Genomic DNA, 25,930 nt, shown 5'->3' with positions numbered 1-25,930 from the left:
GCTCACTCGAGGAGGAGGACGTTCGGCAGATCGGGGTCGACTTCGCGGCAGAGCGCGTAGAGGGCACCGGCGGTCCCGAGCAGGAGACCGCGGACCGTCGTGATTCCCCTCGGAAGACCGCTCCGGGCGTCGGAGCGTCCGATCCTGTCGAGGGTGCGCTCGGCGAAGGACGCGACGTCGACGCGGCCGGGTGCGTGCGTGTCGACTGCCCGGAGGGCTAGCAGGTTCCCCAGCGCACCGTGGCACAGCGAATCGTCGGCGGGCAGTCGGTCGTCGGTCGTCTGATCTGCTCCGATGACGGCGCGTTCGAGGAGATCGGGCGCGTCGAGCAGTGCTGCCGACGCTGCACGAGCCATCGCGATGCCGGCTGTGCCATGGCACCAGTGGGCCGGGAACAGGCGGCCCTGCTCGAGCGATTCCGTGCGGGCGTCCAACCAGCGTCCTCGCTGCGGATCAAAGAGCGTGTCGTCGAATCGGAGAGCTGCGAGCGCTGCGTCGCCGATCTCCCCGTCGCCCAGTGCGTCCGCTGCTCTGGCGAGTGCCCACCCGATTCCCGTGGCACCGTGCGAGAACCCGCCGAGACGCACCCGTGCCGTTCCGCTCTCCCACGCGAGCGAGCCGTCGCCGGCATCGACGCCGTGGTCGAGGAGATGTGCCGCTAGAGTCCGCACAGCGGTCCGCCCCTCCTCCGTCTGGGATTCGGGGAGGGCCGTCACGACGGCGAGAGCTCCTGCGCTGCCCGCCATCACGTCGAAGAAGGTGTCGGATCGTGCTTCGTCGGTGAGCCGACGGATCGCAGCCAACCGGGTCGGCCGGTATCGATCAGTGCCGAGCAGGCTGTCCTGTCGGGCGAGCGAGTAGAGCAGGCCGGCGGCACCGCTGAAGGCGCCGATCGGGAGGGAGACGCGGGACGCGCTCCAGTCGTCGAGGATGGCGGCGATGGCGTGGGAGGCGCGTCCGGCGAGGTCGTCGAGGCCGAGGTGCGGGACGACGCGGTGCGCGCAGGCCGCAGAGAACGCGATGCCGGCGAGGCCGTCGTAGAGTGTCGGGCCCACCGGCCGGTACTCCAGTCCGGTGCTGTCCGTGCTGCTGCACACGCTGATCCACGTCACGTCGTCCTCCCCCAGAATCGCGGTGTCTGCGAGGAGGCCCGCCTGTGCCCGCGCGAGCTCTCTGACCGTGCCGCGCGCAGAGGGCGTGACTGCCTGCGCCTCGTCGTCCTCCTGCTCTCCCGGCGTGGCTGCGAGGATCGATTCTCGGATGAGGGCGATCGACCGCTCGATGCTCGCCTCATTAAGCGCAGTGAGGCGTGCGATGACGTCATCGCGGAGCGTTCTCGTGAAGTAGTCGGAGAGTGCCCGACCGTGGTGCGCGGTGAGAGTGCGCGAGTCCAGCGCGGTGGTGAAGAGGGGCACATCTCTTTGCCGGAGCGACTGCTCCTCGGCGTCGATGAGCTCTGCTTGGTCGGGATGGTCGGCGAGCCTGGTCCAGAGGCTTCGAAGAAGGTGGTCCCTGTCGATGCCGGTGCACAGACGGCCCGGCTGGCGCATCTCCGTCAGCAGCAGCGAGTAGGAGCGCGTGGCGCGCAGGATGTGTCGCGCGGTCATCGCGGGTGCGGTCGTGATGAGGTCGATGATCTGGGCTCGGCGCTGGATCACCGCTCGAGCGGTCTCAGCGAATCCTGCCGCGACCACCTCCCTCTGAGCGCGCACCAGCGCCAGCGTCATCCCTGGCGGCTGGTTCTGGGAGGTGCCGACCGGCGTGTCCACTGCGCTGATGCGCATGTCGTCAGTGCAGGCACCGACCACCTGGTGGATCACGGCCGTCCTGCCCTCGGAGCCGAGTCCGCCCGTGGCGACGCTGACGTCGATGCTGGAACTCTCCCCCGTGGTGAGTCGCACGGGCAGGATGCCTGTCCCGAGGACCGAGCTGTTGAGGTCGTCGATGGCGCGGGTGCTCGCCGTCATCGCGCTCTCGCGGTGACTTCTGTTCTGGATCAGAGTCTCGAGGTCGATCGGTACCGGGCCCGCTGCGGTAGCGATGACGTTCTCGAGATGCATGTCCGAGGCTCCGAGGACAGAGGTGACCGCCAGCAGGCCGCCGAGCTTGCGCAAATGCGTCAGAGGAGTGCCGGCTGCGTCGTCCGGACGTTTCACGTACTCGACCCATCCGTATCCGTCCCTGACGAGGGAGCGGGGCGAGGATAGGGAAGCATCGGGCTCAAGCACCTCGGCAAGCACGGCGTTCACCGCCTCGTAGAGCGTGAACACGCCGCAGTCCCGCGGCTTGTAGACGAGTCGATGGCCGCTGACGAACCGCAGAATCGCGACGGACTGTCCGTCGTCGTGAGCGTCGCCGGCGAAGTGGACCGCCTCGAGCGCGTCGGTTCCGCGCGGCAGCAGACCGGCGTCACTCAGTGCCCGCGTATCACTGCTCAGACGGGTGAGGATGCGCTCGACGTGGTCGCCCCAGGCGCTGATCGCGGCGACCAGATCCCGAGCGAGGACCGGGTAGCGGGAGAAGAACGCCCGCCGGACGTCGGGAGCAGACAGCGCCGTGTTCAGTCGCGCGTATGCTCCGGAAACGTCGTCGTCCGCGAGCTCGGCGAGCAGACAGCGCAGGGCCAGCGTGGCCAGGATCTCGGCGAGGCCGGTGAGGAGATCGGTCCGCGCAGCAGGCGCGAGATCGGGGTGCCGATCGAAGCGGACCCGCTGCGCATGCAGGACAGGGGCGAGCAAGCCGTCGAACGGCAGCTCGGCGAGGCGGGTGCCCTCAACGATCAGCGGTCCGAACGGGCTCCGCGGGGTGTCCACGGGCGTGATCAGCCAGTCCTCGACCGAGTCGATCCACTCGGCACTTCGCTCGCGGGGCGACCAGGGTCCCCCGGTGAGGAGCGCGGTGAGTCCTTCGCGGTCGAGGCCCTGAACGGTGAGATAGCTCTCGAGGGTCGTGTCGAGGGCGAGCGCCCGATCCGACCAGGTGCGCACGATCGAGGGGTCGCCTGCGTGCAGGGAACCGCCGTCGGGTCGGCGTTCACGCAGAGCGGCGGCCTGGAGGAGGCAGACCCGCAGGGCGGCGATCTCCGGCGACTCGGCCGACGCGGGAGAGGCCGGCGAGGCGTCCGCCTGCGGGGAGACGAGAGAATCTTCGTGACGGAGCATGGCGGGCCAGCCTTCGGGTCGATCGCTGAGGTGAGGATCGCGGGCGACCCGGGAACGAGGCCCGGGTCGCCCGCCGTGCGGATGACGTCAGCGACAGGCGCAGACGACCGTGCCGCACTCGATCGTGAGTGTGCACATCCAGCCGCTGCTGCCCATGTACGGGCTGACGACGCGTTCGAACGCCTCGTCGATCTGTGCCTGAACCGACGGGCTGGTTCCGTGACCAGCACGAGCCGTCAGGTCCCAGTGGGGGCTCACGACGGTGGCCTCTCTCTCGAGAATCTCGGGCATAATCTCTTCCTTTCCTTCGTTTTCTTTCGCCGCTCGGCCTCGCCGAGGGGTAGGGGGGCGCACGGAGCGACGACGAAGCGCCGCGGGGTGCGCGGGACGACCGGACGTCGAGAACCGCGTGACACCGGAAGAGTCACGGAGAATCGAGCACGCAGCGACGGGAAAAAAGATCCGATCTCTGCAGAGATGCCGTCGTCAGTGACCTGATTGTCGAAGGCATCTCGGTTCCGGGTGCGCCGCGACTGTAAGACGTCGCGGGTGTACGTCGGAACTATCCGATGGTGGGATCTCTGGCGACGGGGTGATCCGGTCGGTGTGCTTGCCTCATCCGGTCGGAGGAGGCGGACCGCGAGCGGGCGCCACTTCGCGTCTCTTCCGCGGCGCCCGGCTTATCTTCGGGTGGTGCGGGACACGAGGATTGAGTGGTGGGCAGGCGACGTGATCGTCGCTGCTGTCGCCGTCCTGGTGTGCGCCGCGCCGGGTCTGCTCGGTGGGACTGAGTGGCAGTGGTCGGTACTGATGGCCGCGTTGCTGATCGTGCGTCGAACCCGTCCGGTCGTCTTCGCCGTGCTGGCCGCAGCGGTGTCGGTGGCCCACCTCCTCCTCAATGGCGGACTGCTCCTGCCGGGGGACGCGGTCCTGCTGGTCGCCGTCTTCTCCGTCGCCGCACACGCACCGGAGCAGGCGCGCACCATCGGCCTCTTCCTGGGAATCGGCTACGCCGTGTCTCTGGGCGGATGGGCCCTGGTCGGGGCGTCGTCGAGCCTCGGGGCGGCCAGTCCGATCGTCGGGCTGGTCGCGTCCAGCATGGTGGTGGCGTGGGCGCTCGGGCTTCTCGAGCGCCGGAAGGTCGAGGCATTACGCGCCGCCCGCCATCGGCACGAACTCTCGGAGCGCACTGTCGCGATCCGGAGCCGGCTGGCCGCGTATGAAGAACGCGAGCGCATCAGCGCCGAGATGCACGATGTGCTCGCGCACACGTTGACGAGCGTTGTGGTGCAGGCCGAGAGCGGCAGGGCGGACACGTCGGATCCGCGGGCGGCCGACGTGTTCGAGACGATCTCCGCGACGAGCCGTTCGGCCCTCCGCGAGATCCGTGGGCTGCTCTCCGCCGAGATCGCGTCAGCGGCGCTGCCGACGCCCGGAATCGATGACCTCGCAGAGCTGGTCGAGGGCTTCGCGAAATCGGGGATGACCGTCACTCTTCATGTCGTCGGCGTCTCGCAGCCGCTGACTCCGGAGCTGTCCCTGTCTGTCTACCGAGTGGTCCAGGAATCTCTGACCAATGCTCTGCGGCACGGCAGCGGCGACCAGGCGTGGGTGGGGGTGGCCTGGGCGGAGGGGACACTCACCGTTGTCACGACGAATCCGATCGCTTCGGCTCCGGCCGCGCCACTTCGTGAGCAGCGGGGGATCACCGGGATGCGTCGTCGCTGTGAGCTCTACGGCGGCAGCGTCTGCTACTCGCACGGTGACGTCTTCGTGATCACGGCGTGCTGGCCGCTGCGTGCGGGCGTTGATGGAGCCTCCGCGTGACGGCGGCGAGAGCCCGCATCACGGTGATGGTGGTGGACGATCACGCTCTGGTCCGCGACGGCTTGATCCGCATCGTCAACGCGCAGCCGGACATGGAGACAGTGAGCCACGCGGTCGATGGTGCGACGGCCATCGAGCGTGTGCGCGACCTGCGACCGGACCTGGTGCTGATGGACGTCCGAATGCCCGTCTTGGACGGGATCGAAGCGACGCGGGTCATCACCTCCGAGCGGATCAGCCCCAGAACGCGGATTCTCGGACTCACCACCCACGACAGTGACGTGTACGCCATCCGCATGCTTCAGGCGGGAGCCGTCGGCTTCATCCTCAAGGACAGCACTGCCGAGCAGCTCGCCACGGCGATCCGTGCCGCTCACAGCGGGACCTTCACGACCTCGGCGAGTACCGCGGTCCGATTGGTGAAGCGAATGGCCGCAGGAGACAGCGAAGGAGCGCCGCCGGACGATTCGACTCTCGCCGCGCTGACCAAGCGCGAACGGGTGGTGTTCGAGCACGTCGTGTCGGGCAAGTCGAATCCTGAGATCGCGCGGGATCTCTGCCTCGCCGAAGTCACCGTCAAGACGCATGTCGGACACATCCTGGCGAAGCTGCACGTGCGCGACCGCGTCCACCTGGTCATCTGGGCACATCGTCGGGGGCTCGGCTGGGCCGAGCCGTCCCTCGACATCAGTACCTCCGGCTGACCTGCCGCGCCGGCCCATCTCCCACCATCAGAGGAGAAAAGTCGTCGCATGTCCGCCCGCAGCATGATTCGCATCGGTTCTCCCGCCGCGACGATGGAAGCCATATCAATCTGGATGCCGCGGCGCCGGGAGGGGGCCGATCACGGCACGACAGGGCCGACCAGGGACAGGAGTGCAGCATGAGCACAGTCATTGCCACGCACGGGCTGACGAAGCGCTTCAGGCGCCATACGGCAGTGGACGAGCTCAACCTCGTCGTGCCATCGGGTGTGGTCTACGGCTTTCTGGGACCCAACGGCTCCGGCAAGTCCACCACGATGAAGATGCTGCTCGGACTCACCCAGCCGACGTCCGGCTCCATCGAGGTGTTCGGCCAGCCCCTCACCCGCACGGGACGGGGCCAGGTGCTCGACTCGATCGGCTCGATGATCGAGGCGCCTCCCGGGTACGGGCACCTCACGGGGTGGGAGAACATGCTGATCGTGCGAGACATGCTCGGCCTCGCCGACGCGCAGATCGAGCATGCGCTCCGCACGGTGCGACTGACCGAGCACAAGGACAAGCTCGTGCGTCACTATTCCCTCGGAATGAAGCAGCGCCTCGGTATCGCCGTGGCTCTCGCCCGCGATCCCGTCCTCCTCGTTCTGGACGAGCCGACCAACGGTCTGGATCCAGCGGGTATCGAAGAGATCCGCACACTCCTGCTCCACCTGGCAGACCAGGGGATCACGGTGATGGTCTCCAGCCACCTCCTCGATGAGATCGACAAAATGGCCTCGGTCCTCGGCATCCTCGCCGGAGGGAGGCTGATCTTCCAGGGCAGCCGCGACCAGCTTTTCGCGCATTCCGTGCCTGACCTCGTCCTCGATACCCCCGCGCCGGAGGAGGTCCTTCGGCTGGTCCCGGACGCGGTGGCGACAGGGGGGCGGATTCGGGTCAGCGGGTACGGGAAGGACGACACCGCCGCGCTCATCAAGCGCCTCGTCGATGCCGACGTCCCGATCCACGAGGTCCGTCGCGTCCAGCAGAGGCTCGAGGACGTCTTCATGGATCTGACCGGCCGGGGTGGTCTCCTGTGACGCGTCCACGGACACGACGGCTGACGGGCTCCGTGGCGTTGGAGTTCCGCAAGATGCGGCGGCTGCGGGCGATCCCGCTCCTGATCGGTCTCGTCGGTGCTGCTGCCGCCCTCAGCTCCGCCTCTCTGTTCTCTGGCGGCGCTCGGGCAACCTTCGATGATCCGGACGCGTCGCCCTGGCCGACACTGCTGCTCAGCTACACCATGATCGTGGCGCTCACCTCACCGATCGTCGCAGCCGTGCTCGCCAGTAGACAGACCGACATCGAGCATTCAGGGTCCGGCTGGAATCTCGCCGCCACTTCCGGGCGCAGCCGGTCGAGCCTCTGTCGCGCCAAACTCTGCGCTCTGGCTCTCCTGCTGGCGCCTGCCGTCACCTGTCAGACGCTCCTGGTGATCGGCATCGGCCTCCTCGTCGGGATCACCGCGCCCCTCGATCCTCTGCCCTGGCTTGTGTACACCGGGCTCGTTCTTCTGCTCGACATCACGTTCTGCGCGCTGCACATCTGGCTCGCCGCACGCCTGGAAAACCAGCTCGTCAGCGTAGGAGTCGGGATGATCGGCGCGTTCCTCGCGGCATTCTCGCTGCTGAGTCCTGCTTCCGTCAGCCGGGTCATTCCCTGGGGGTACTACGCCGTTATCTCGCAGGCCGGGCAGTCCGGCGACGCCGTGGTCTATCTCCAGGCGCCCTACGACTGGATCGTCGGGTTCCTGATCCTCGCCGCTGCCGCCTTCTCGGTGGGACTTCACCGTCTCGATCGCATCGGAGGATAATCCCATGTTTCGCGCTGAACTCACGAAACTCAAACGATCCAGCACCTGGATCGTCGCTCTGATTCTGCCGATCCTCGCTGTCGTCACCGGCACGATCAACCTCGGAAACAACACCGAGGTGCTCGATTCGGGGTGGGGGTCCTTCACCTCGCAGGTCGTGCTCTTCTACGGACTGATCTTCTATTCACTGGGGATCAGCCTGCTGACGGCCACGGTCTGGCGCGTCGAGCACCGCGGCACGAACTGGAATCTCGTGCTGACGTCCGCCGCCGGAGCTTCGCGGCTCTCGCTGGCGAAAATCGCCGTTGTCCTCCTGCCCACCGCCGTCATGCAGGCGGTCCTCGTCGCAGGTACCGCGATCTCGGGAACCGTCGTCCTCCATCTGGCGGGGCCGTTCCCGTGGGAGTTCGCCGTCGTGGGGCTCGTCGCCCTCGTCGCGGCTCTTCCTCTTATCGCCGTGCAATCACTCCTGTCGATGCTGCTGCGATCCTTCGCGGCGCCTGTCGCCCTCTGCCTCATCGGCTGCGTCGTCGGGGTCGCCGCGCTTACGTCCACGGTGCTCCGCCCGCTCGGCTACGTCCTGCCGCAGGCACTCGCCACGCGGGCGCTGAACCTCGGTTCCACCGCGTTCGTCGGCTCCGGGGGACTCACGGCCGACGATGTCGTGCCGCTCGTTGCGACCGCGATCGCGCTCGCGGCGGCGCTGACGTGGCTTTCGGTCGTCGCGCTCCGCGTCGTCAAGCTTCGCTGAGAGGGAGCGGCACTCGCCGAGACGCCCCGCCCCGCCCAGACGCCCCGCCGATCAGCGCACCACGTCACGCCGCCATCGCCGTCTGGTTCGCTCCGGCCACCTGCTCGGTTCCCACCAGAGCCACCGCGGTGTCCCTGCGAAGAGGGCCGGAGGCAGGGGCATCGCAGCCCCGCCGGTAGCATCGACGGGTGATCAGCACCATCCAGCGCATCGGCGACCTCCGCGAGCGGCTGGGGGAGGCGCGGCGGGCCGGTCGGCGCATCGCGCTCGTGCCGACGATGGGGGCGCTGCACGCCGGGCACCTCGCGCTCGTGGAGCGGGCCCGCGAGCTGGCCGACGTCGTCGTCGTGTCGGTCTTCGTGAATCCGCTGCAGTTCGGCCCGACCGAGGACCTGGACCGTTACCCCCGCGACCTCGCGGGCGATACGGCGCTGCTCGAGGCGGCCGCGGCCGACCTCGTCTTCGCCCCCGGGGTCGCCGAGATGTACCCGGACGGCCCGTCCTCCACGCGGGTCGTCACGGGCGAGGTCGGCGCGCTCTACGAGGGCAGCGCGCGGCCGGGGCACTTCGACGGGATGCTCACCGTCGTCACCAAGCTCCTGAACATCGCCCAGCCGGATGTCGCGGTCTTCGGGCAGAAGGACGCGCAGCAGCTGTTCCTCGTGCGCCGCATGGTCCGCGACCTCGACCTGCCCGTCGCGATCGAGGGCGTCGACATCGTGCGAGAAGAGGACGGGCTCGCCCGCTCCAGCCGCAACCGCTACCTCGACGAGGAGCAGCGTCGCGCGGGCCTCGCGCTGCCGCGCCTCCTCTCCGCCGCAGTGAGAGCGGCCGACGGCGGTGCCGACGCGGCCCTCGACGCGGCGCGCGCCGTCGCGCGGGATGAACCGCTCGTTAGGCTGGACTACCTCGTCGTCGTGAACCCCGCGACGTTCCTCCCGGTCGACGCCGACCACCGCGGCCCGGCCCTCGTGCTCGTCGCCGCGATCGTCGGTACCACCCGCCTCCTCGACAACGCCCCGATCCTGCTCGCCTGATCGCGGCCGTCCGCCCCGAACCGAAAGAACCGCGACCCGCTATGGCCGACACTCCCGACACTCCCGACGCCCCCGACGCCCCGACCGACGCCCTGCAGGCCGACCCTCAGCCGACGGACTCCGAGCGGACCGCCGCAGAGCGTGCCGCGCAGGAGGAGGCGTCCGAGCAGAAGGCCGTCCGCCTGGCCAAGCGCGAGCGCCTGCTCGAGCTCGCGGGCGACGACCTCGGTGCTGGCGCGTACCCGGTCGCGGTCGGAGTCACGGACACCATCGCGGCCGTCCGCGCGCGCCACGAGGGCCTCGAACCGGACGTGAAGACCGGCGAGCGCGTCGGTCTCGCGGGCCGTGTGGTGTTCCAGCGCAACACGGGCAAGCTCTGCTTCGCGACGCTCCAGGCGGGCGATGGCGAGCGGATCCAGGCGATGGTCTCACTCGGCGACGTCGGTGAGCAGTCGCTGGCCGCGTGGAAGGAGCTGGTCGACCTGGGCGACCACCTCTTCGTGGAGGGCGAGGTCGTCTCGAGCAAGCGCGGCGAGCTGAGCGTCTGGGTGTCGGATTGGACCGTCGCCTCGAAGGCGATCCTGCCGCTGCCGAACCTGCACAACGAGCTCGGCGACGAGACCCGGATGCGCCAGCGCTACCTCGACCTGATCGTGCGGCCCCAGGCCCGCGAGTCCGTTGTGACGCGCGCGCGGGTGAACGCGTCGCTGCGCAGCACCTTCGCGGCCCACGACTTCCTCGAGGTCGAGACCCCCATGTTGCAGGTGATGCACGGCGGCGCCTCGGCCCGGCCTTTCGCCACGCACTCCAACGCGTTCGACACGGAGCTGTACCTGCGCATCGCTCCCGAGCTGTACCTGAAGCGCGCGGTCGTCGGCGGCATCGACCGGATCTTCGAGATCAACCGCAACTTCCGCAACGAGGGCGCCGACTCCACGCACTCGCCCGAGTTCGCGATGCTCGAGGCGTACCAGGCGTATGGCGACTACACCTCGATCGCCGACCTCACGCAGGAGCTGATTCAGAATGCGGCGCACGCCGTCGCCGGCTCGCACGTGGTCACCTGGGCGGACGGCACCGAGTTCGACCTCGGCGGCGAGTGGGACCGCATCTCGATGTACGAGAGCCTGTCGCTCGCGGCCGGTGTCACGATCACTCCGCAGACGGACCTCGCCGAACTCCAGACCCTCGCCGCGCGCGAGGGCGTCGAGGTGCCCGTGCCCACCCACGGCAAGTACGTCGAAGAGCTGTGGGAGCACTTCGTGAAGGGTGGCCTGGCGCGCCCGACCTTCGTGATGGACTTCCCCGTCGACACCTCGCCGCTCGTACGCGCGCACCGGTGCATCCCCGGAGTGGTGGAGAAGTGGGACCTGTACGTCCGCGGCTTCGAGCTGGCGACCGGCTACTCCGAGCTGGTCGACCCGGTCGTGCAGCGCGAGCGCTTCGTGGAGCAGGCCCGCCAGGCCGCGGCGGGCGACGACGAGGCGATGCGCCTGGACGAGGACTTCCTCCGCGCCCTCGAGCACGGCATGCCGCCAACGGGCGGCATGGGCATGGGCATCGACCGCTTGCTGATGGCGATCACCGGCCTCGGGATCCGCGAGACGATCCTGTTTCCGCTCGTCAAGTAGGTTGTGAGGCGTCGCGCGCGTGCGGCGGGCTCGGCGAGGGGGACACATGGTGAGGGCATCGAGCATCGTCGCGACGACAGCGGCCGTCGTCCTCACGATCGCGCAGTTCGGAGTGGGAACGGCGGTCGCTGCGACCGCCCTCACCTCCTCCGGTGACGTCGGCAGGGCCCTCGCCGACCGGCGGGCAGCGGAGGCGTTCACACCCGACGCCACGATCGCCGGGTTCGCCGAGCGGACCGCCATGTCCGAGCGGGGCCGGGCCCTCTATTACGCGTCGAGCCCGTCGGTCGAGCCGACCACCGGATTCAATGACCGCTGCGGCTACGGCGCGTCCGACGACATCGTGCTCGGCTGCTACACCGGCACCAGCATCTATATCTCGGACGTCACCAACCCCGACCTCGACGGCGTCCGCGACGTCACGGCCGCGCACGAGATGCTGCACGCCGCGTGGGTGCGGCTCGACGCGCAGGAGCAGGCCGAGTTGGGCGACGAGCTCGAGGCCGTCTACGCGACCCTTCCGCAGGACGGCACGATCGCGGAGCGCCTCGAGCTCTACCGCACCGGGGGACTCGGCGAGCGCGTGAACGAGCTGCACTCGATCCTCGGAACCGAGGTGGCCGATCTGCCGCCTGCGCTGGAGGAGCACTACGCCGAGTTCTTCGATGACCGCTCCGTCGTCGTTGCGCTGAACGCGCGTTACGAGGCGGTCTTCACCGACCTCGAGAACCGCATCGAGGATCTGGTGTCCCGGATCGAGACCATGTACGCCGATCTGACGGCGCGCATCGCTGCGAACACTGCCGAGTACGACGCGCTGAATGTCGAGATCGACGGCTTCAACTCCCGGGCCGACAGCGGCGGCTTCGGATCGACCGCCGCGTTCGACGCCGAGCGTGCCGATCTGCTCGCCCGGAGTCAGGCCCTCGACGCGACCCGGGCCGCCATCGACGCCGACATCGCCGTCTACGACGGCCTGCGCTCGGAGCTGGAGGGTCTGAACTCGGACGCGGCGGCGCTGAACAAGTCGGTCGAGAGCCAGTAGCCGGCAGCGCCTGCGAAGGCCGCTGCGTGCACGAGTCCCCGGGCACGCGGCTGCCGCGCCGATGCCGCGGGTAGGATCGCCGCATGGACTGGGAGCTGTGGAACCAGGGGCTGTGGGCCCTCGTGCCGACGATCACCGTCGGACTCATCTTCTGGTTCGTGATGCGCGCCGTCCTGCGCTCGGATCGCAACGAGCGTCGCGCCTACGACCGGATCGAGGCCCGCGAGCGTCAACGCCGCGGCCTGCCGCCGCGCGACGTGTCCTGACCACCGCCGCCGCACGGGTGCCTCCCGCGCCACCTGAACGGCTCCGCACGACGAACGAGGAGGCGCGGTGCGCGCACCGGACTGGGCGGTGATCCTCCCGATCGCGGCCGTCGTCGTCGAACTCGTCGTGCGCGTGATCGCCGTCATCGTCGTTCCCCGCAACCGCCGCCCCACGACGGGCCTGGCCTGGCTGATGGCGATCTTCCTGATCCCCTACCTCGGCATCCTGCTCTTCCTCTTCATCGGGAGCTACCGGCTGCCGCGGAAGCGCCGCCGGAAGCAGCAGGAGATCAACCGGTTCATTCTGGAGTCGACGGATGGCATCGACCGGGTCGCCCGGGAGCACCCGTGGCCGCAATGGCTGGAGTCGGTGGTCACCCTCAATCGCAACCTCGGCGCGATGCCGCTGGTGGGCGGCAACGACGCGCGCCTCCAGGGCGACTACGAGCAGACCATCCGAGCAATGGCGGACGAGATCGATCGGGCCCGCCGCTATGTGCACTGCGAGTTCTACATCCTTGCCGCCGATTCGACCACGGCGCCCTTCTTCGACGCCCTGGACCGCGCCGTGGCCCGCGGCGTCACGGTGCGAATCCTGCTCGATCACATCGCGTCGATCCGCGTACCGGGCTATTACAGCGGGACGCACCGTCGATTGCGCGCACTCGAGCGGGCGGGCGCGACGTGGTCGTACATGCTGCCCGTGCGGCCGTGGCGCGGGCAGTATCAGCGGCCGGACCTGCGCAATCACCGCAAGTTGCTGATCGTGGACGGCAACGCCGCATTCATGGGGTCGCAGAACGTCGTCGACTCCAGTTACAACAAGCGCGGCAATATCCGCCGCGGCCTGCACTGGCACGATCTGATGGTGCGCCTGGAGGGGCCGGTGGTGCAGGGCATCAACGCCATCTTCATCACCGACTGGTACAGCGAGACCGACGAACTGCTGCTGCGCGAGTCGGAGCCGATGGAGGCGTTGCAGCAGCGCGACACGATCGACTGCCAGGTGGTGCCGAGCGGGCCGGGGTTCGAGGGCGAGAACAACCTGCGCCTGTTCCTGACGCTGCTCTACTCGGCGCAGAAGTCGATCATCATCACCAGCCCGTACTTCGTGCCGGACGAGGCGATGCTCTACGCGATCACGACGGCAACCCGGCGGGGCGTGCACGTGGAGCTTTTCGTCTCCGAGATCGGCGACCAGGCAGTGGTCTATCACGCGCAGCGCTCCTACTACGAGACGCTACTGACGGCGGGCGTGCGGATCTGGATGTACCGCAAGCCCACGATCCTGCACGCGAAGCACTTCACCATCGATGAGGACGTCGCCGTGATCGGTTCGAGCAACATGGACATGCGCTCCTTCACTCTCAACCTCGAGGTTTCGCTGATGGTGCGCGGCTCGGAGTTCGTGGAGGACCTGCGGCAGGTGCAGCAGGACTACCGCGAGCACTCCCGGGAGCTGACTCTGCGCGAGTGGCGGCAGCAGCCGCTCCGCTCGACCCTGCTCGACAATCTGGCGCGACTCACCTCCGCGTTGCAGTAGACCCCCACAACGGATGTCGCGAGCAAGCCTCACATCTTGTAGGCTCGCTGCGCGGCGCAGGGGGCTCCGCATCAGGAACGGAGTCACGGTGATCCCTCGCTCGACCCTGCTCAACCCCGTCAGCGTGCCGATGGGCACGGGAGTGCGCTCGGTGCGCCTGCGCGGCGCGGACGGGCTGGCCTCGGTGCGGCGCACGCTCGATCTGACGGCCGAGCCGCCGCAGGGGTTCCGGATGGACCTTCTGGTCGGCTCGGTGGATCGCGTGCGCGTGCTGCACGTGGCCTCTACCGCGTTCTCGGCGTGCTGGCCTGGCGATCGTGCCGGCGGCGACGTCTCCGTGTTCGTGCTGCCGATGGAAGGGGCGCTCACGGTCGAGGCCGAGGCGGGCGTCGTCGTGGTGAGCGACGGTGCGCTCGCCCTCTCCGAGCAGGAGCCCGTGGTGCTGCAGGCCGAGCGGCCGGTGCGATTCCTCGTGCTCTGCATCGACGAGATCGGAGGTGACCGGATGCACCGCAATCAGGCGTCGCGGCGTCTACCGCCTTCACCCGTCACGGCAACCGCGCGGACCCTGCTCCGAGCGTTCCTCGCCGACCTCGATATCGACCACGCGGGGCAGGCGGAGTACCTCCAGGGCACGCTGCTGCGCCTCGGCCGGGTCCTCGGCGCCGAGCGGCAGGACGACGCGCTCGGCCGGCCGGGCCCGCGCGACATGGTCGAGGCGGCGGTGCAGGTGGTCCTCGCCGACTTCGCCGACCCGCGGCTCGACCCGAGCGTGATCGCGCAGCGCTGCCGGGTCAGCCTCCGCTCTCTGCAACGAGCCGTGGCCGAGGAGCGTCACACCACCCTGCGCGACCTCCTGCAGAGCGTCCGCACGAGGAACGCCCTCCGCCTCGTCGAAGCGGCCGGTGAGGACATCCCGCTCGCGGACATCGCCCGGAACACCGGGTTCACCTCGCCGGACCGGCTCCGGCGCGCGATCGTCACCGAGACGGGTCTGTCGCCATCCGAGTACCGCAGGCGACTCCAGCCGGACGGGCGCGAGGTGGGCTGAGCGGTCGGCGGCCGCGGCGGGTCTGGCCGAGGTGCGGAGAGTGTCGCGACCCGCCGCGCCACGCAAGTCCCTGTGCGCGCCACCGCGGCGCGCGTAGCGTCAGAGCGTCCTCAGTACTATCCGGCTCCGCCTGTCCGGCGCCGGGTGCGAGAAGGGAACGGACATGACGGCATCCCGTACGACGCGCATCCTCATCCTCGGCGGGGGCTACGTCGGCCTGTACACGGCGTGGGGGCTGGAGAAGCGGCGGGGGGAGGCGCCGATCGACGTCACCGTCGTCGAGCCGAACCCCTACATGACGTACCAGCCGCTGCTGCCCGAGGTCGCCGGTGGACATGTGCAACCGCGTCACGTCACGGTTCCGCTCGTCTCCGCACTGAAGCGCACGCGAGTGGTCCGCGGCGCGATCACCGGTGTGAGCCTCGCCGAGCGCAGCGCCACCGTAGCCGCGATGGACGGCACGACCCGCACGATCGAGTTCGACCAGGTCGTCTTCGCACTCGGAGCCGTCACCCGCACCTTCCCGACCCCGGGCCTCGCCGAGCACGGCATCGGCTTCAAGACGGTGGAGGAGGCGGCGCACCTGCGCGACCGCGTCATCGAGAACATCGCGAAGGCCGCGCTGACCACCGACCCGGCCGAGCGCCGCCGCCTGCTCACCTTCGTCTTCATCGGCGGCGGCTACACCGGCGTCGAGGCCCTGAGCGAGCTGCTCGACCTCAGCCGGAAGACCCTCGCGGTGCAGCCCTCGCTCTCCATGGGCGACGTCACCTGGCATCTGGTCGAGGCCCTGGATCGGGTGGCTCCCGAGGTCGGCCCCGAGCTCTCGTCGTGGACGCTCGACCACCTCCGCTCGCGCGGCGTGCACGTGCACCTGAAGACCACGATGCCCACCTGCGAGGACGGTGTGGTCGAGCTCTCGTCGGGCGAACGCATCCCGACCGCGATGATCGTCTGGACCGCGGGCGTCAAGCCTAACCCGATCCTCGATGCCACCGACGCCCCGCGCGGACCCAAGGGCCACGTCATGGCCGATGCCCGCCTGCGCGTCATCCGCGAGGACGGCGAGCCGGTCGGCGGAGCCTGGGCAGCCGGCGACGGCGCGCAGGTGCCGGATCTCACCGCCGACGAGCAGCCCGCCTACTACCCGCCGAACGCGCAGAACGCCGTCCGGCAGGCCAAGCTGGTGGCGCGCAACATCATCGCCGACCTCACCGGCGGCACGGTGGAGGAGTACCGGCACGCCTCCGTCGGCACGGTGGCCGAGTACGGCATCGGCAAGGGTGCGGGCCTGATCAAGGGAGTGAAACTCCGCGGCCTCCCGGCGTGGCTGGCCCACCGCGCCTACCATGGAGCGGCGATGCCGACCCTGGACCGCAAGTGGCGGATCATCTCGGGCTGGCTCGTCGACGCCGTCACTCCGCGCGATCTCTCGCCGATGAGTGCGCTGCAGGATCCACGGCGCGCCTTCCGCGACAGCGCCGAGGCCACCGACCGCGCGGCCGCCGCTGCCGCCGCTGCGAAGAAGAAGGAGTCCGACGGGTCCTGACGCTCCGGCTCCGGATCCGGCTCAGATCCGGCGGCGGGGTTTCAGCCGCACTGTCGGCAGCACGGGGGCGGGGAGCGCGCGGCCGTCGTAGCCGTCGACGGTGCCGAACGGACCCGTCGGGTTGGCGCCGGCGATCACGTCCGATTGCCAGCGCTCGCGTGCGGCGGCCACGTCGTCGTGGCTGCGGCCGACGAAGTTCCACCACATCACCAGCTGCTCGGCGAACGGCTCGCCGCCCAGCAGCACCACCCGCGCGCCCTCGGCGCCGGCCGTCAGCCCCAGTCGGGAACGGCCGGGCGCCAGGTAGGCGAGATCCGAGCGCGGGATCTCGGTGCCCTCCACCGACACCGGCCCCGCGTCGACGAGCACGCCGTACTCCCACGCCTCCTCCACCGGCAGCTCGATCCGGGCGCCGGGCTCACAGTCGATCTGCGCGGCGACCAGCGGAGTGAAAGTGCTCGCGGGCACCGAGGCGCCCAGCATCGCTCCCATGAAGACGCGCACCAGCGCACCGGTCAGCGGCACGGGCACGCCGCGGTGGTGCTCGAAGAACGGATCGATGAGCCGCGCCTCCTCGGGCAGCGCGACCCAGAGCTGCACCCCGTGCAGCACCGGGGCGGAGCCGGTCGAGACCTCGGAGTGGGAGATGCCGCTCCCGGCCGTCATCAGGTTGAGCTCGCCCGGCCGCACCACGGCCCGGCTGCCGACGCTGTCGCGGTGCTCGATTTCGCCCTCGAAGAGCCAACTCACCGTCTGCAGGCCGATGTGCGGGTGCGGTGGGACGTCCATCCCCGCTTCCTCGCCCAGCCGGACGGGGCCGTAATGGTCCGCGAAGCACCACGCGCCGATGGTCGAGCGCGAGCGCTGGGGGAGGGTGCGGCGCACCTCGATAGCGCGCGGACCGCCGAGCGGGACCAGCCGCGCCGTGAGGATCTCCACCGCGCCGGGCGCGTGCAGGGCCGGCTCTGCGGCGACGGAGAGCTCGTCGGGATGCTCCTCCAGGTTGCTCATGCGGGAAGTGTATGCCTTCGCATGGACCCTCGACGGGTCAGGGAACGGTGCAGGCCGGTTCGGAAGCCGCCTCGGCCGGCGGTGACGAGACCGCGGGTCCGCTCATCGGCGTCTCCGGGTCGGGAACGTTGATCTGGAGCGCATCGGGATCGTCGCCGCCTGCGATCGCCGCCGCGACTGTGCGCTGCACCAGGGCGGTGTCGGGCTGCTCCGGCAGCGTCAGCGGTTCTCCGAGCTCGACACGGACGAAGGGGTGCGTGCGCGCCGCCTCCGCGAGCCGGGCTAGGGATGGGAGAGCACTCGTCGGGAGGCTGGTCGCGACGTTCTCGGAGCCGGACCGCGCGATCGCGGTGAAGCGGGTCAGGACGCTCAGCGGGTCGACCTGGCGGAACAGCGCCGCCTGGAGGCAGGCCTGGCGTTCCGAGCGGTCGGCGTCGGAGGTGTTCACCCGCGATCGGGCGAACCACAGGGCCTCGGAGCCGTCGAGATGGTGGAGACCGGCGGGGATCGGCGGCCCGTAATCGACCGGACGTCCGCTGCCGTCATCGGGCACTCCCGCTCGCAGCACGGGGCGGGTGTTGATCACCGACACTCCGCCCAGCGCGTCGACGAGGTCGATGAAGCCGCTCATCCGGATCGAGACGGAGGCGGAGACGGGCAGGCCCGTGTATCCCTCGACGGCGTCGCGCATCGCTGCGGCGCCCGGATCCGTGTCGTCCGGGTAGAGCTCCGGGTGCGTCGCACCGTACTGGTAGAGGTGGTTCACGCCGCAGCCGACGAGGCACCGGGTGCCCTCGGGCAGAGCCCGGGCCAGGGCGGACCCCTCGGGGTAGCGGTAGTTCGACGCGGTCCGCGGAATGCCGAAGAGGACGCTGCGGCCGGTGACGGCGTCGATGCTCACGAGAGTGAGCGAGTCGGGGAGGAGGATCTGGTCGCGGATCGGATCGGCGTCCAGACCCATCACGAGGATGTTGTAGCGTCCGTCGATCGGCACCGGACCTCGGCCCGCGGCGAACACGGACGTGAGCAGGTCGTGCTGAGCGACAGCGGTCGACGTCCACCAGGCGGTCCCCGCGAGCGGGAGGGCCGCCGCGAGTGCGGTGACGAGGGCGAGCGCTGCTCGCGCCTGTCGAGGAGGACGGGCGAGGAACGCTGCTGCGATAGGGCCCGAGAGCCAGAAGAGGCCGAGCGCGGCCCCGAGACCGCCGGCGACGGCGACAGCGGCAGGGTCGGTGGCCAGTCGCACGAGGAAGGACGGGTCGGAGGCGATCAGGGCGCCCAAGACGAGGACGCCGACGACTGCGGCCGCCGCGATGCCCAGGCGCGTCGTGCCCGACCGGCGTGCGCCGAGGAGGCGGTGCCCCAGCCCCGGGACGAGCACCGAGACGACGACCGCGGCGAGGATCCGCCTGGTGCTCGTCGGGCCGGGCGCAGGAACGGGCGAGCCGGGAGAGGTGCTCCCCGGTCCGCCCGTTCCCTCAGTCACGTTCCGAAGCCTCAGGCGCTCGCGCGGCGGCGACGCGCCATCACGAGTCCGCCGGCTCCAGCCAGGAGCAGCGCGGAGGCGACGAGGGCGAGACCGCCCGCCTCGACTCCGGTCTCGGCGAGGTGGGGCTGGGCCGACGTCGGCTTCGAGCCGGTGTCGACGACAGGGACCGCGGCCGCGGGCGTCTCGGCCGGAGTGGCGGCCGGGGTCTCCTCGGCGGTCGCCCCGCCGTCAAGCGTCGCGACGGCGAGGATCCGGCCGTAGGAGTCCATGAGGGCGACGGTGTGCGGATCCGTCGTCCACTCGGCGCCGATGGTCTGGGTGACGGCAGCGTCGGTGATCGTCGGCGTGCCGAGCGTGGTCGGGTCGGAGTAGATGACCACGCTGGTCGAGAGCCCGTCCAGATCGTTCTCGGTCGCCCAGGAGAGGTTCGAGAAGGTGAGGTCGAAGGGCTCGCCCTTCGTGTACGTCGCTGGCGCGATATCGGCGGGCGTGAACGGCATGATGGAGGACTGGTAGTCGCGCAAATCAGGCGCGACAGCCGTCGGCACGTCGCCCTCGAGGACAGCGGTTCCGGCGGCGGGGTCGACGGTGTACTCGACCTCCTGGCCGCGGTAGATCGCCGCCGTCGCGTTCGCCGGCGGCAGCTCCAGCGAGGGCTTGACCGCGCTCGGGCTGAAGAAGTACAGGTTCACCGGGCCGGCCAGGTTGACGACTCGGGCTGAGCCCTCGGCGTCCAATGACGCCTTCTGTACCGTCCAGACGCCGCCCGAGCGGGTGGCCGAGCGGGGCGTCTGCGACTGAACGAAGACGTCGTAGCCCGCGTAGGCGGGGCCCGCGTCGACGGTGATCCCGCCGCCGTTGTACTGGAGGATGTCCTCGCTGACGTTCGAACCGGCCGACGCCGGAGCCGCGGTGGCGAGGAGGAGACCGAGCGCTGCTGCGGCTACGGCCGCGGCGCGGAAGGGGCGTGGGTGTGCTGTCACGTGGTGCGTCCTCAGAGAGTGTCGAGGCACCCTCACTGCGAGGGCGCTCAGTCATCGTGGCGCAAACTCTTCTGCCGCCGCAAACGTGTCGTTTCCTGCCGGTTCCGCCGGCCGGACACTCGTCTTCCTCGCCTACTGCACGCCCAGGGCGAACAGCCCTCCGCACCGAGGGGAGCGCTGGCTACAGTCGACGTATCGGAGCCCACCCCTGCGGGTTCCGTAGGGAGTGACAGCATGTTCGAGAGATTCACCGATCGCGCGCGGCGCGTCGTCGTCCTGGCCCAGGAAGAGGCCAAGATGCTCAATCACAACTACATCGGCACGGAGCACATCCTGCTGGGCCTGATCCACGAGGGTGAGGGAGTAGCCGCCAAGGCGCTCGAATCCCTCGGCATCTCGCTCGATGCAGTGCGCGAGCAGGTGCAGGACATCATCGGCCAGGGGCAGCAGCAGCCGACCGGCCACATCCCCTTCACGCCTCGGGCGAAGAAGGTCCTCGAGCTGTCCCTGCGCGAAGCGCTGCAGCTCGGCCACAACTACATCGGGACCGAGCACATCCTGCTCGGCCTCATCCGCGAGGGCGAGGGTGTCGCGGCCCAGGTGCTCGTCAAGCTCGGCGCCGACCTGAACCGCGTGCGCCAGCAGGTCATCCAGCTGCTCTCGGGCTACCAGGGCAAGGAGCAGGTCGCCGTGGGCGGTGAGCAGCAGCAGCCTCAGGGAGGATCGCAGATCCTCGACCAGTTCGGACGCAACCTCACGCAGGCGGCGCGCGACAACAAGCTCGACCCGGTCATCGGGCGCGAGAAGGAGATCGAGCGGGTCATGCAGATCCTCTCCCGCCGCTCCAAGAACAACCCCGTGCTGATCGGCGAGCCCGGCGTCGGCAAGACCGCCGTCGTCGAGGGCCTCGCCCAGGCGATCGTGCGCGGCGACGTGCCCGAGACGCTCAAGGACAAGCAGCTCTACACGCTCGACCTCGGCTCGCTCATCGCCGGGTCCCGCTACCGCGGAGACTTCGAGGAGCGCCTGAAGAAGGTCACGAAGGAGATTCGCACCCGCGGCGACATCATCACCTTCATCGACGAGATCCACACCCTTGTCGGCGCAGGGGCCGCGGAGGGCGCTATCGACGCCGCCTCCATCCTCAAGCCGCTGCTCGCCCGCGGTGAGCTGCAGACCATCGGCGCGACCACGCTCGATGAGTACCGCAAGCACTTCGAGAAGGACGCAGCGCTTGAGCGTCGCTTCCAGCCGATCCAGGTCGCGGAGCCGTCGCTGCCCCACACCATCAACATCCTCAAGGGACTGCGCGACCGCTACGAGGCGCACCACAAGGTGTCGATCACCGACGGCGCGATCGTCTCGGCGGCCAACCTGGCGGACCGCTACATCAGCGACCGCTTCCTCCCCGACAAGGCGATCGACCTGATCGATGAGGCCGGCGCGCGCCTGCGCCTCTCGATCCTGTCGGCACCGCCGGAGCTGCGCGACTTCGATGACCGCATCGCCGTCGTCCGCGCGGCCAAGGAGGCCGCCATCGAGGACCAGGACTTCGAGAAGGCCGCCTCGCTCCGTGACGAGGAGAAGCAGCTGCTCGGTGAGCGCCTGCGCCTCGAGAAGCAGTGGAAGTCCGGCGACGTCAAGGCCACCGGTGTGGTCGACGAGGGCCTGATTGCCGAGGTCCTCGCCCAGGCGACGGGCATTCCGGTGTTCAAGCTCACCGAGGAGGAGTCCTCGCGGCTCGTCTTCATGGAGAAGGCTCTGCACCAGCGCGTGATCGGTCAGGAGGAGGCAATCGCGGCACTCTCCCGCACCATTCGCCGCACCCGTGCCGGCCTGAAGGACCCCAAGCGCCCCTCCGGCTCGTTCATCTTCGCCGGCCCCACCGGCGTCGGAAAGACCGAGCTGGCCAAGGCGCTCGCCGAGTTCCTCTTCGACGACGAGAACGCGATGATTTCGCTCGACATGTCGGAGTACGGCGAGAAGCACACCGTCTCGCGGCTGTTCGGCGCCCCTCCCGGGTTCGTCGGCTTCGAAGAGGGCGGCCAGCTCACCGAGAAGGTGCGGCGCAAGCCGTTCAGCGTGGTTCTCTTCGACGAGATCGAGAAAGCGCACCCGGATATCTTCAACTCGCTCCTGCAGATCCTGGAGGAGGGGCGCCTGACCGACGGTCAGGGCCGTGTCGTCGACTTCAAGAACACCGTCATCATCATGACCACCAACCTCGGTGCTCGTGACATCGCCGGTGGTCCCGTCGGCTTCCAGATCGAGGGCGACAGCGCGACTGGCTACGACCGGATGCGCGGCAAGGTCAACGAGGAACTGAAGAAGCACTTCAAGCCCGAGTTCCTCAACCGCGTGGACGACGTCATCGTCTTCCCGCAGCTGTCCAAGCCCGAGCTGCTGCAGATCGTCGACCTGTTCATCAAGCGCCTCGGCGACCGCCTGCTCGACCGCGACATGACAGTCGAGCTGACGCAGCCGGCCAAGGAGCGCCTGATCGAGGTCGGGTTCGACCCGGCCCTCGGAGCACGCCCCCTGCGCCGCGCCATCCAGCGTGAGATCGAGGACCAGCTGTCCGAGCGGATCCTGCACGGCGAGCTCGGTGCCGGCGACCACATCCACGTGGACTTCGTCGACAACGGCTTCGTGTTCACCACCACTCCGCGGTTGATCTCGATCAGCGCCGGTGCATCGACCGGAGCGGCCACGGCCGGCCCGGCGACGCCCGACCTGATGTCATAGCGGCGTCCCGACCGATTCGTGCCCGTCCCTGCTCGCGAAGGGGCGGGCACGGCGTCGTTCCCGGGTCCGCTGCGGTCGAGATCACCCTGTGTAGCAAGACACCGCTCGTACGGCGGCGCCTCGCGATGGGGTCGGTGTCCCGCGCCCCTAGGCTGGACGGGTGGCTGATTGGAAGTACCCGGTGCGCCGGGCGCGCACGAGCGATGTCCCGTTCATCCAGGAGCTGAGTGAGCCGCTCGTGAACGAGCGTGTGCTCCTCGGCAAGGACCGCGTGGTGCTGTACGGCGCTGTTCAGGAGTTCCGGATCGCGGAGGACGGCGACGGCACCGCCATCGGCTGTGGAGCGCTGCATGTGATGTGGGACGACATCGCGGAGGTGCGCACCCTCGCGGTCGCGCAGGACTGGCTCGGCAAGGGGGTCGGCCACCACATCCTGGAGCGCCTCGAGAACGATGCCCGCGCGCTCGGCTTGAAGCGCCTGTTCTGCCTCACCTTCGAGGTCGACTTCTTCACCCGGCACGGCTTCGAGCCGATCGGCGAGAAGGTCGTCGATCCCGATGTCTACGCTGAGCTGCTCCGCTCACCTGATGAGGGAGTCGCCGAATTCCTCGACCTCGCCCGCGTCAAGCCGAACACGCTCGGCAACACTCGGATGCTGAAGACGCTGTGACCGTCGGCACGTCGTAGCCTGTCCCGGTGACTCCGCCGCCCCGCCGCCTGCCTTCCCGGGTCTACCGGCGACGCCGCGCCGCCGCGCTGCTCGCGCTCGTCGTGATCGTCGCGGGCCTGGCGGTCCTCCTCTCGATGCTTCCGCGGATGGGCGCGTCCGACGCCGAGTCGAGCTCCACGCCGACTGCTGCCCTGCCGACGCTCTACCCGACAACCTCGCCCGATGGCTCGCCCGGCGCTTCGCCCGGTGCGGCTCCGGCCTGCACGGCCGACTCGGTCGCCGTGACCGCGGTCACCGATGCCACGAGCTACGCGCCCGGCGAGGATCCGCAGCTCTCCCTCTCACTGACGAACACCTCGAGCACCGACTGCGTGATCGACGCGGGCACCAGCACGCAGGTCTTCACGATCACCAGCGGCTCCGAGCAGATCTGGACTTCGACCGACTGCCAGACCGGCGCCGCCGACCTCTCCGTGCTCCTCCAGGCCGGCCGTTCGGTGACGGGGAGCGGGCTGACCTGGGACCGCACCCGCTCCTCCGCCGACACCTGCTCGGGTGGCCGCGAGGCGGTCGCCGCGGGCGGCGCGGCCTACAATCTGTCGGTGTCGGTCGCGGGGATCGCCTCGGGGTCGCCGACGCAGTTCCTGCTTCAGTAGTCCGCCCGGGGGACGTGTCGGATGAGCGGTGCGGCGTAGCATCACTGCCATGTGCGGGCTGCTCGGCACGATCCTGTCCGCCTCGGCCGGCCGGGCGGTGGTGATCGCGAGGCGAGCGGCGGTACTCGCTCTCGCCGTTCCCCTCCTGGTTGCGGGCGCGGCCGCTCAGCCCGTGGCGGCTCAGCCCGTGGCTTCTGTCGTGCGCGCCGGGGTCGATGACTTCCGCTTCTCGCAGTACTCGGCCGACTTCCGCCTCGACCGCGATGCAGAGGGCCACTCGATCCTGAGCACCGTCGAGACCTTCGTCGCCGACTTCCCGCCCTCGCAGAACCGGGGCATGCAGCGGGCGATCCCACTCGAGTACGAGGGGCACCCGACCGACCTCGATCTGGTGTCCGTCACCGACGGCGATGGATCGCCGCGCCCTATCGACACGGAGCGCGAGGACGGCTTCCTCCTCGTCACTAGCGCGGCGGACGAATTCGTCAGCGGCAGTCAGACGTACGTCTTCACTTACACCCAGCACAACACGACCCTTCCGGGCTCCGGCACCAGAAGCGGCGAGGACGAGTTCTACTGGGACGTGAACGGCACGGCCTGGCGTCAACCGTTCGACCGCTACGACGTCCGGGTCGAGCTCGCCGGTTCGCTGGCCTCTGCCGCGACGGGGACGGTGAGCTGCTCTCGCGGGCCGGACGGTTCGACGACACCGTGTTCGATCGGCCGCGACGGTGGGGTCGTCACGGCGGTGGGGGAGTCGCTGGCTCCGGGGGAGAACGTGAGCGTGGCGATCGGCTTCGCGCCGGGTACCTTCACACCGCGCGACGACCGCTACGTCGCCTCGGGCTGGTCGTGGGTGCAGCTCGCAGGCCTTGCCCTGGTGCTGGTCGCCCTCGGGTTCGCGGTGCGGCGACGTCGCACCGTGCTGCGCGACGCTCCGGGCCGGTCGGCGATCGTGGCCGAGTACGACCCGCCGGAGCAGGGGCTGTTTCTCTCGGCGGCGCTGCTTCGGAGGACGACGAGGGCGCCCGCGGCCGGCCTGCTGGACGCCGCGGTCCGTGGTCTCGTGCGGATCGAGGAGACGGGGGACGGGCGCAAGCCCGCTTACGCTGTGCGGGTCCTCGACCCGGCCACGACGCCGCCGCGACGGGCCGAGCGGCCGCGACCCGTCTCCTCCGACGACCGCCGCTTCCTCGACCTTGCCGTCGGCCGGGTGCCGGGTGCGGTGCGCGTGCTCTCGGGGAAGGACAGGGAGTTCGGCAAGGAGGTCGCGGCGTTCCAGACGGCGCTCGGCAAGCGAGTGACCGAGGCGGGGCTGAGGCGGCCGGGGACGGTCGGTGGGAGTGTCGCCGTGGTCGCGGTGCTGCTCCTCGGTGTGCTGGCCGTGTTCGTCAGCGCGATCGTCCTGCTGACCCGATCTTTCGGTGGTCCGTTGCCGCTGGTGCTGCTGGTGGTGGGGCTCGCGGCGGGGATCGTCGGGGTGGTGCTGGTGTCCAGGGTGCCGCTCACGGCCGTGGGAGCGGAGCTGCGCGACCACCTGCGCGGGCTCGAGTTCTATCTCCGCCTCGCCGAGGCCGACCGGTTCGCGATGGTGCAGTCGCCTCGCGGGGCGAACCGGCGCTCCGTCGGGCCGGTCGAGGTGGTGGAGGTGACGGAGCGGCTGCTGCCGTGGGCCGTGCTGTTCGGGCTCGAGAAGGAATGGTCGGCCGAGCTCGCGTCGGCCTACGAGCGCACCGGCGAGGATCCCGTCTGGTACTCGGGATCGGGTGGCTTCCACGCGGCGGCCTTCGCGGGCAGTGTGTCGTCGTTCTCGTCGTCGGCGTCGAGCTACGTCGGGTCCTCGTCGAGCTCGTCGAGCGGCGGCGCGGGTGGCGGCGGCAGCTCGGGCGGGGGTGGCGGATCCCGTCTGGTACTCGGGATCGGGTGGCTTCCACGCGGCGGCCTTCGCGGGCAGTGTGT

Annotated in this window: 21 protein-coding genes; 16 read left to right on the top strand and 5 right to left on the bottom strand. The window is 69.7% G+C overall.

Annotation, left to right across the window (positions count from 1 at the left end):
* Nucleotides 1-2: 2 nt before the first annotated feature.
* Nucleotides 3-3,161, bottom strand: a complete 3,159-nt coding sequence (gene lanM / locus C5D07_RS01080; RefSeq protein WP_104258428.1) for a type 2 lanthipeptide synthetase LanM — start codon at nucleotides 3,159-3,161, stop codon at nucleotides 3-5.
* An 87-nt stretch (nucleotides 3,162-3,248) separates the two neighbouring features.
* Nucleotides 3,249-3,452 carry a hypothetical protein gene (locus tag C5D07_RS01075; RefSeq protein WP_068255638.1) on the bottom strand — a complete coding sequence of 68 codons (204 nt, stop codon included), beginning with the start codon at nucleotides 3,450-3,452 and terminating at the stop codon, nucleotides 3,249-3,251.
* Between the two features lie 402 nt (nucleotides 3,453-3,854).
* Here C5D07_RS01075 and C5D07_RS01070 point away from each other — a divergent pair, with 402 nt between their 5' ends.
* From C5D07_RS01070 to C5D07_RS01015, 12 genes are all read left to right on the top strand, one after another.
* Complete coding sequence (locus C5D07_RS01070) at nucleotides 3,855-4,988, top strand: sensor histidine kinase (RefSeq protein WP_068257667.1); 1,134 nt, start codon at nucleotides 3,855-3,857, stop codon at nucleotides 4,986-4,988.
* Nucleotides 4,985-5,692, top strand: coding sequence for a response regulator (locus C5D07_RS01065; RefSeq protein WP_237358190.1), 708 nt, complete (start codon nucleotides 4,985-4,987; stop codon nucleotides 5,690-5,692). Before C5D07_RS01070 ends, C5D07_RS01065 begins: the two co-directional genes overlap by 4 nt.
* Before the next feature lie 179 nt (nucleotides 5,693-5,871).
* Nucleotides 5,872-6,771, top strand: coding sequence for an ABC transporter ATP-binding protein (locus C5D07_RS01060; protein ID WP_068255636.1), 900 nt, complete (start codon nucleotides 5,872-5,874; stop codon nucleotides 6,769-6,771).
* Between the two features lie 32 nt (nucleotides 6,772-6,803).
* Complete coding sequence (locus C5D07_RS01055) at nucleotides 6,804-7,544, top strand: ABC transporter permease (protein WP_084416057.1); 741 nt, start codon at nucleotides 6,804-6,806, stop codon at nucleotides 7,542-7,544.
* A 4-nt stretch (nucleotides 7,545-7,548) separates the two neighbouring features.
* Nucleotides 7,549-8,295 (top strand): ABC transporter permease, encoded by a 747-nt coding sequence (locus C5D07_RS01050; protein WP_068255633.1) that lies wholly within the window; start codon nucleotides 7,549-7,551, stop codon nucleotides 8,293-8,295.
* Nucleotides 8,296-8,483: 188 nt separating this feature from the next.
* Entirely contained in the window at nucleotides 8,484-9,332 is an 849-nt protein-coding gene (gene panC / locus C5D07_RS01045; RefSeq protein WP_068255631.1) for a pantoate--beta-alanine ligase, read from the top strand.
* A gap of 41 nt (nucleotides 9,333-9,373) precedes the next feature.
* Complete coding sequence (gene lysS / locus C5D07_RS01040; RefSeq protein WP_104258427.1) at nucleotides 9,374-10,963, top strand: lysine--tRNA ligase; 1,590 nt, start codon at nucleotides 9,374-9,376, stop codon at nucleotides 10,961-10,963.
* Between the two features lie 46 nt (nucleotides 10,964-11,009).
* On the top strand, nucleotides 11,010-12,008 hold the full coding sequence (locus C5D07_RS01035; protein WP_104258426.1) for a hypothetical protein: 999 nt from the start codon (nucleotides 11,010-11,012) through the stop codon (nucleotides 12,006-12,008).
* Nucleotides 12,009-12,091: 83 nt separating this feature from the next.
* Entirely contained in the window at nucleotides 12,092-12,274 is a 183-nt protein-coding gene (locus tag C5D07_RS01030; RefSeq protein ID WP_068255612.1) for a hypothetical protein, read from the top strand.
* A 67-nt stretch (nucleotides 12,275-12,341) separates the two neighbouring features.
* Complete coding sequence (gene cls, locus C5D07_RS01025) at nucleotides 12,342-13,817, top strand: cardiolipin synthase (RefSeq protein WP_068255610.1); 1,476 nt, start codon at nucleotides 12,342-12,344, stop codon at nucleotides 13,815-13,817.
* Nucleotides 13,818-13,905: 88 nt separating this feature from the next.
* The gene (locus C5D07_RS15585) at nucleotides 13,906-14,868 is read left to right on the top strand and encodes an AraC family transcriptional regulator (RefSeq protein ID WP_068255607.1); all 963 of its coding nucleotides are present in this window, start codon (nucleotides 13,906-13,908) and stop codon (nucleotides 14,866-14,868) included.
* 163 nt (nucleotides 14,869-15,031) lie between these two features.
* Nucleotides 15,032-16,417, top strand: a complete 1,386-nt coding sequence (locus tag C5D07_RS01015) for an NAD(P)/FAD-dependent oxidoreductase (protein ID WP_104258425.1) — start codon at nucleotides 15,032-15,034, stop codon at nucleotides 16,415-16,417.
* Nucleotides 16,418-16,438: 21 nt separating this feature from the next.
* Here the strand turns inward: C5D07_RS01015 and C5D07_RS01010 are convergent, their stop codons facing one another.
* The 3 genes from C5D07_RS01010 to C5D07_RS16005 are packed head-to-tail and all read right to left on the bottom strand — an operon-like array spanning nucleotide 16,439 to nucleotide 19,900.
* A complete protein-coding gene (locus C5D07_RS01010) occupies nucleotides 16,439-17,428 on the bottom strand; it encodes a pirin family protein (RefSeq protein ID WP_068255601.1) in 990 nt (329 codons plus the stop codon).
* 37 nt (nucleotides 17,429-17,465) lie between these two features.
* On the bottom strand, nucleotides 17,466-18,914 hold the full coding sequence (locus C5D07_RS01005) for an LCP family protein (RefSeq protein WP_104258424.1): 1,449 nt from the start codon (nucleotides 18,912-18,914) through the stop codon (nucleotides 17,466-17,468).
* An 11-nt stretch (nucleotides 18,915-18,925) separates the two neighbouring features.
* Complete coding sequence (locus C5D07_RS16005) at nucleotides 18,926-19,900, bottom strand: LPXTG cell wall anchor domain-containing protein (protein WP_068255595.1); 975 nt, start codon at nucleotides 19,898-19,900, stop codon at nucleotides 18,926-18,928.
* Between the two features lie 234 nt (nucleotides 19,901-20,134).
* Between C5D07_RS16005 and C5D07_RS00995 the strand changes: the two genes are divergently transcribed.
* The 4 genes from C5D07_RS00995 to C5D07_RS00980 all read left to right on the top strand — a co-directional run.
* Complete coding sequence (locus C5D07_RS00995) at nucleotides 20,135-22,645, top strand: ATP-dependent Clp protease ATP-binding subunit (RefSeq protein ID WP_068255592.1); 2,511 nt, start codon at nucleotides 20,135-20,137, stop codon at nucleotides 22,643-22,645.
* A 160-nt stretch (nucleotides 22,646-22,805) separates the two neighbouring features.
* The gene (locus C5D07_RS00990; protein ID WP_068255590.1) at nucleotides 22,806-23,315 is read left to right on the top strand and encodes an amino-acid N-acetyltransferase; all 510 of its coding nucleotides are present in this window, start codon (nucleotides 22,806-22,808) and stop codon (nucleotides 23,313-23,315) included.
* A gap of 26 nt (nucleotides 23,316-23,341) precedes the next feature.
* The gene (locus C5D07_RS00985) at nucleotides 23,342-23,971 is read left to right on the top strand and encodes a hypothetical protein (RefSeq protein WP_104258423.1); all 630 of its coding nucleotides are present in this window, start codon (nucleotides 23,342-23,344) and stop codon (nucleotides 23,969-23,971) included.
* A 49-nt stretch (nucleotides 23,972-24,020) separates the two neighbouring features.
* On the top strand, nucleotides 24,021-25,930 hold a 1,910-nt coding region (locus tag C5D07_RS00980; protein WP_104258422.1), incomplete at its 3' end, for a DUF2207 family protein.

This window comes from Rathayibacter tritici (genome assembly GCF_002932875.1).
GTDB lineage: Bacteria > Actinomycetota > Actinomycetes > Actinomycetales > Microbacteriaceae > Rathayibacter > Rathayibacter tritici.
This window is presented reverse-complemented; position numbering and strand designations above follow the sequence as displayed.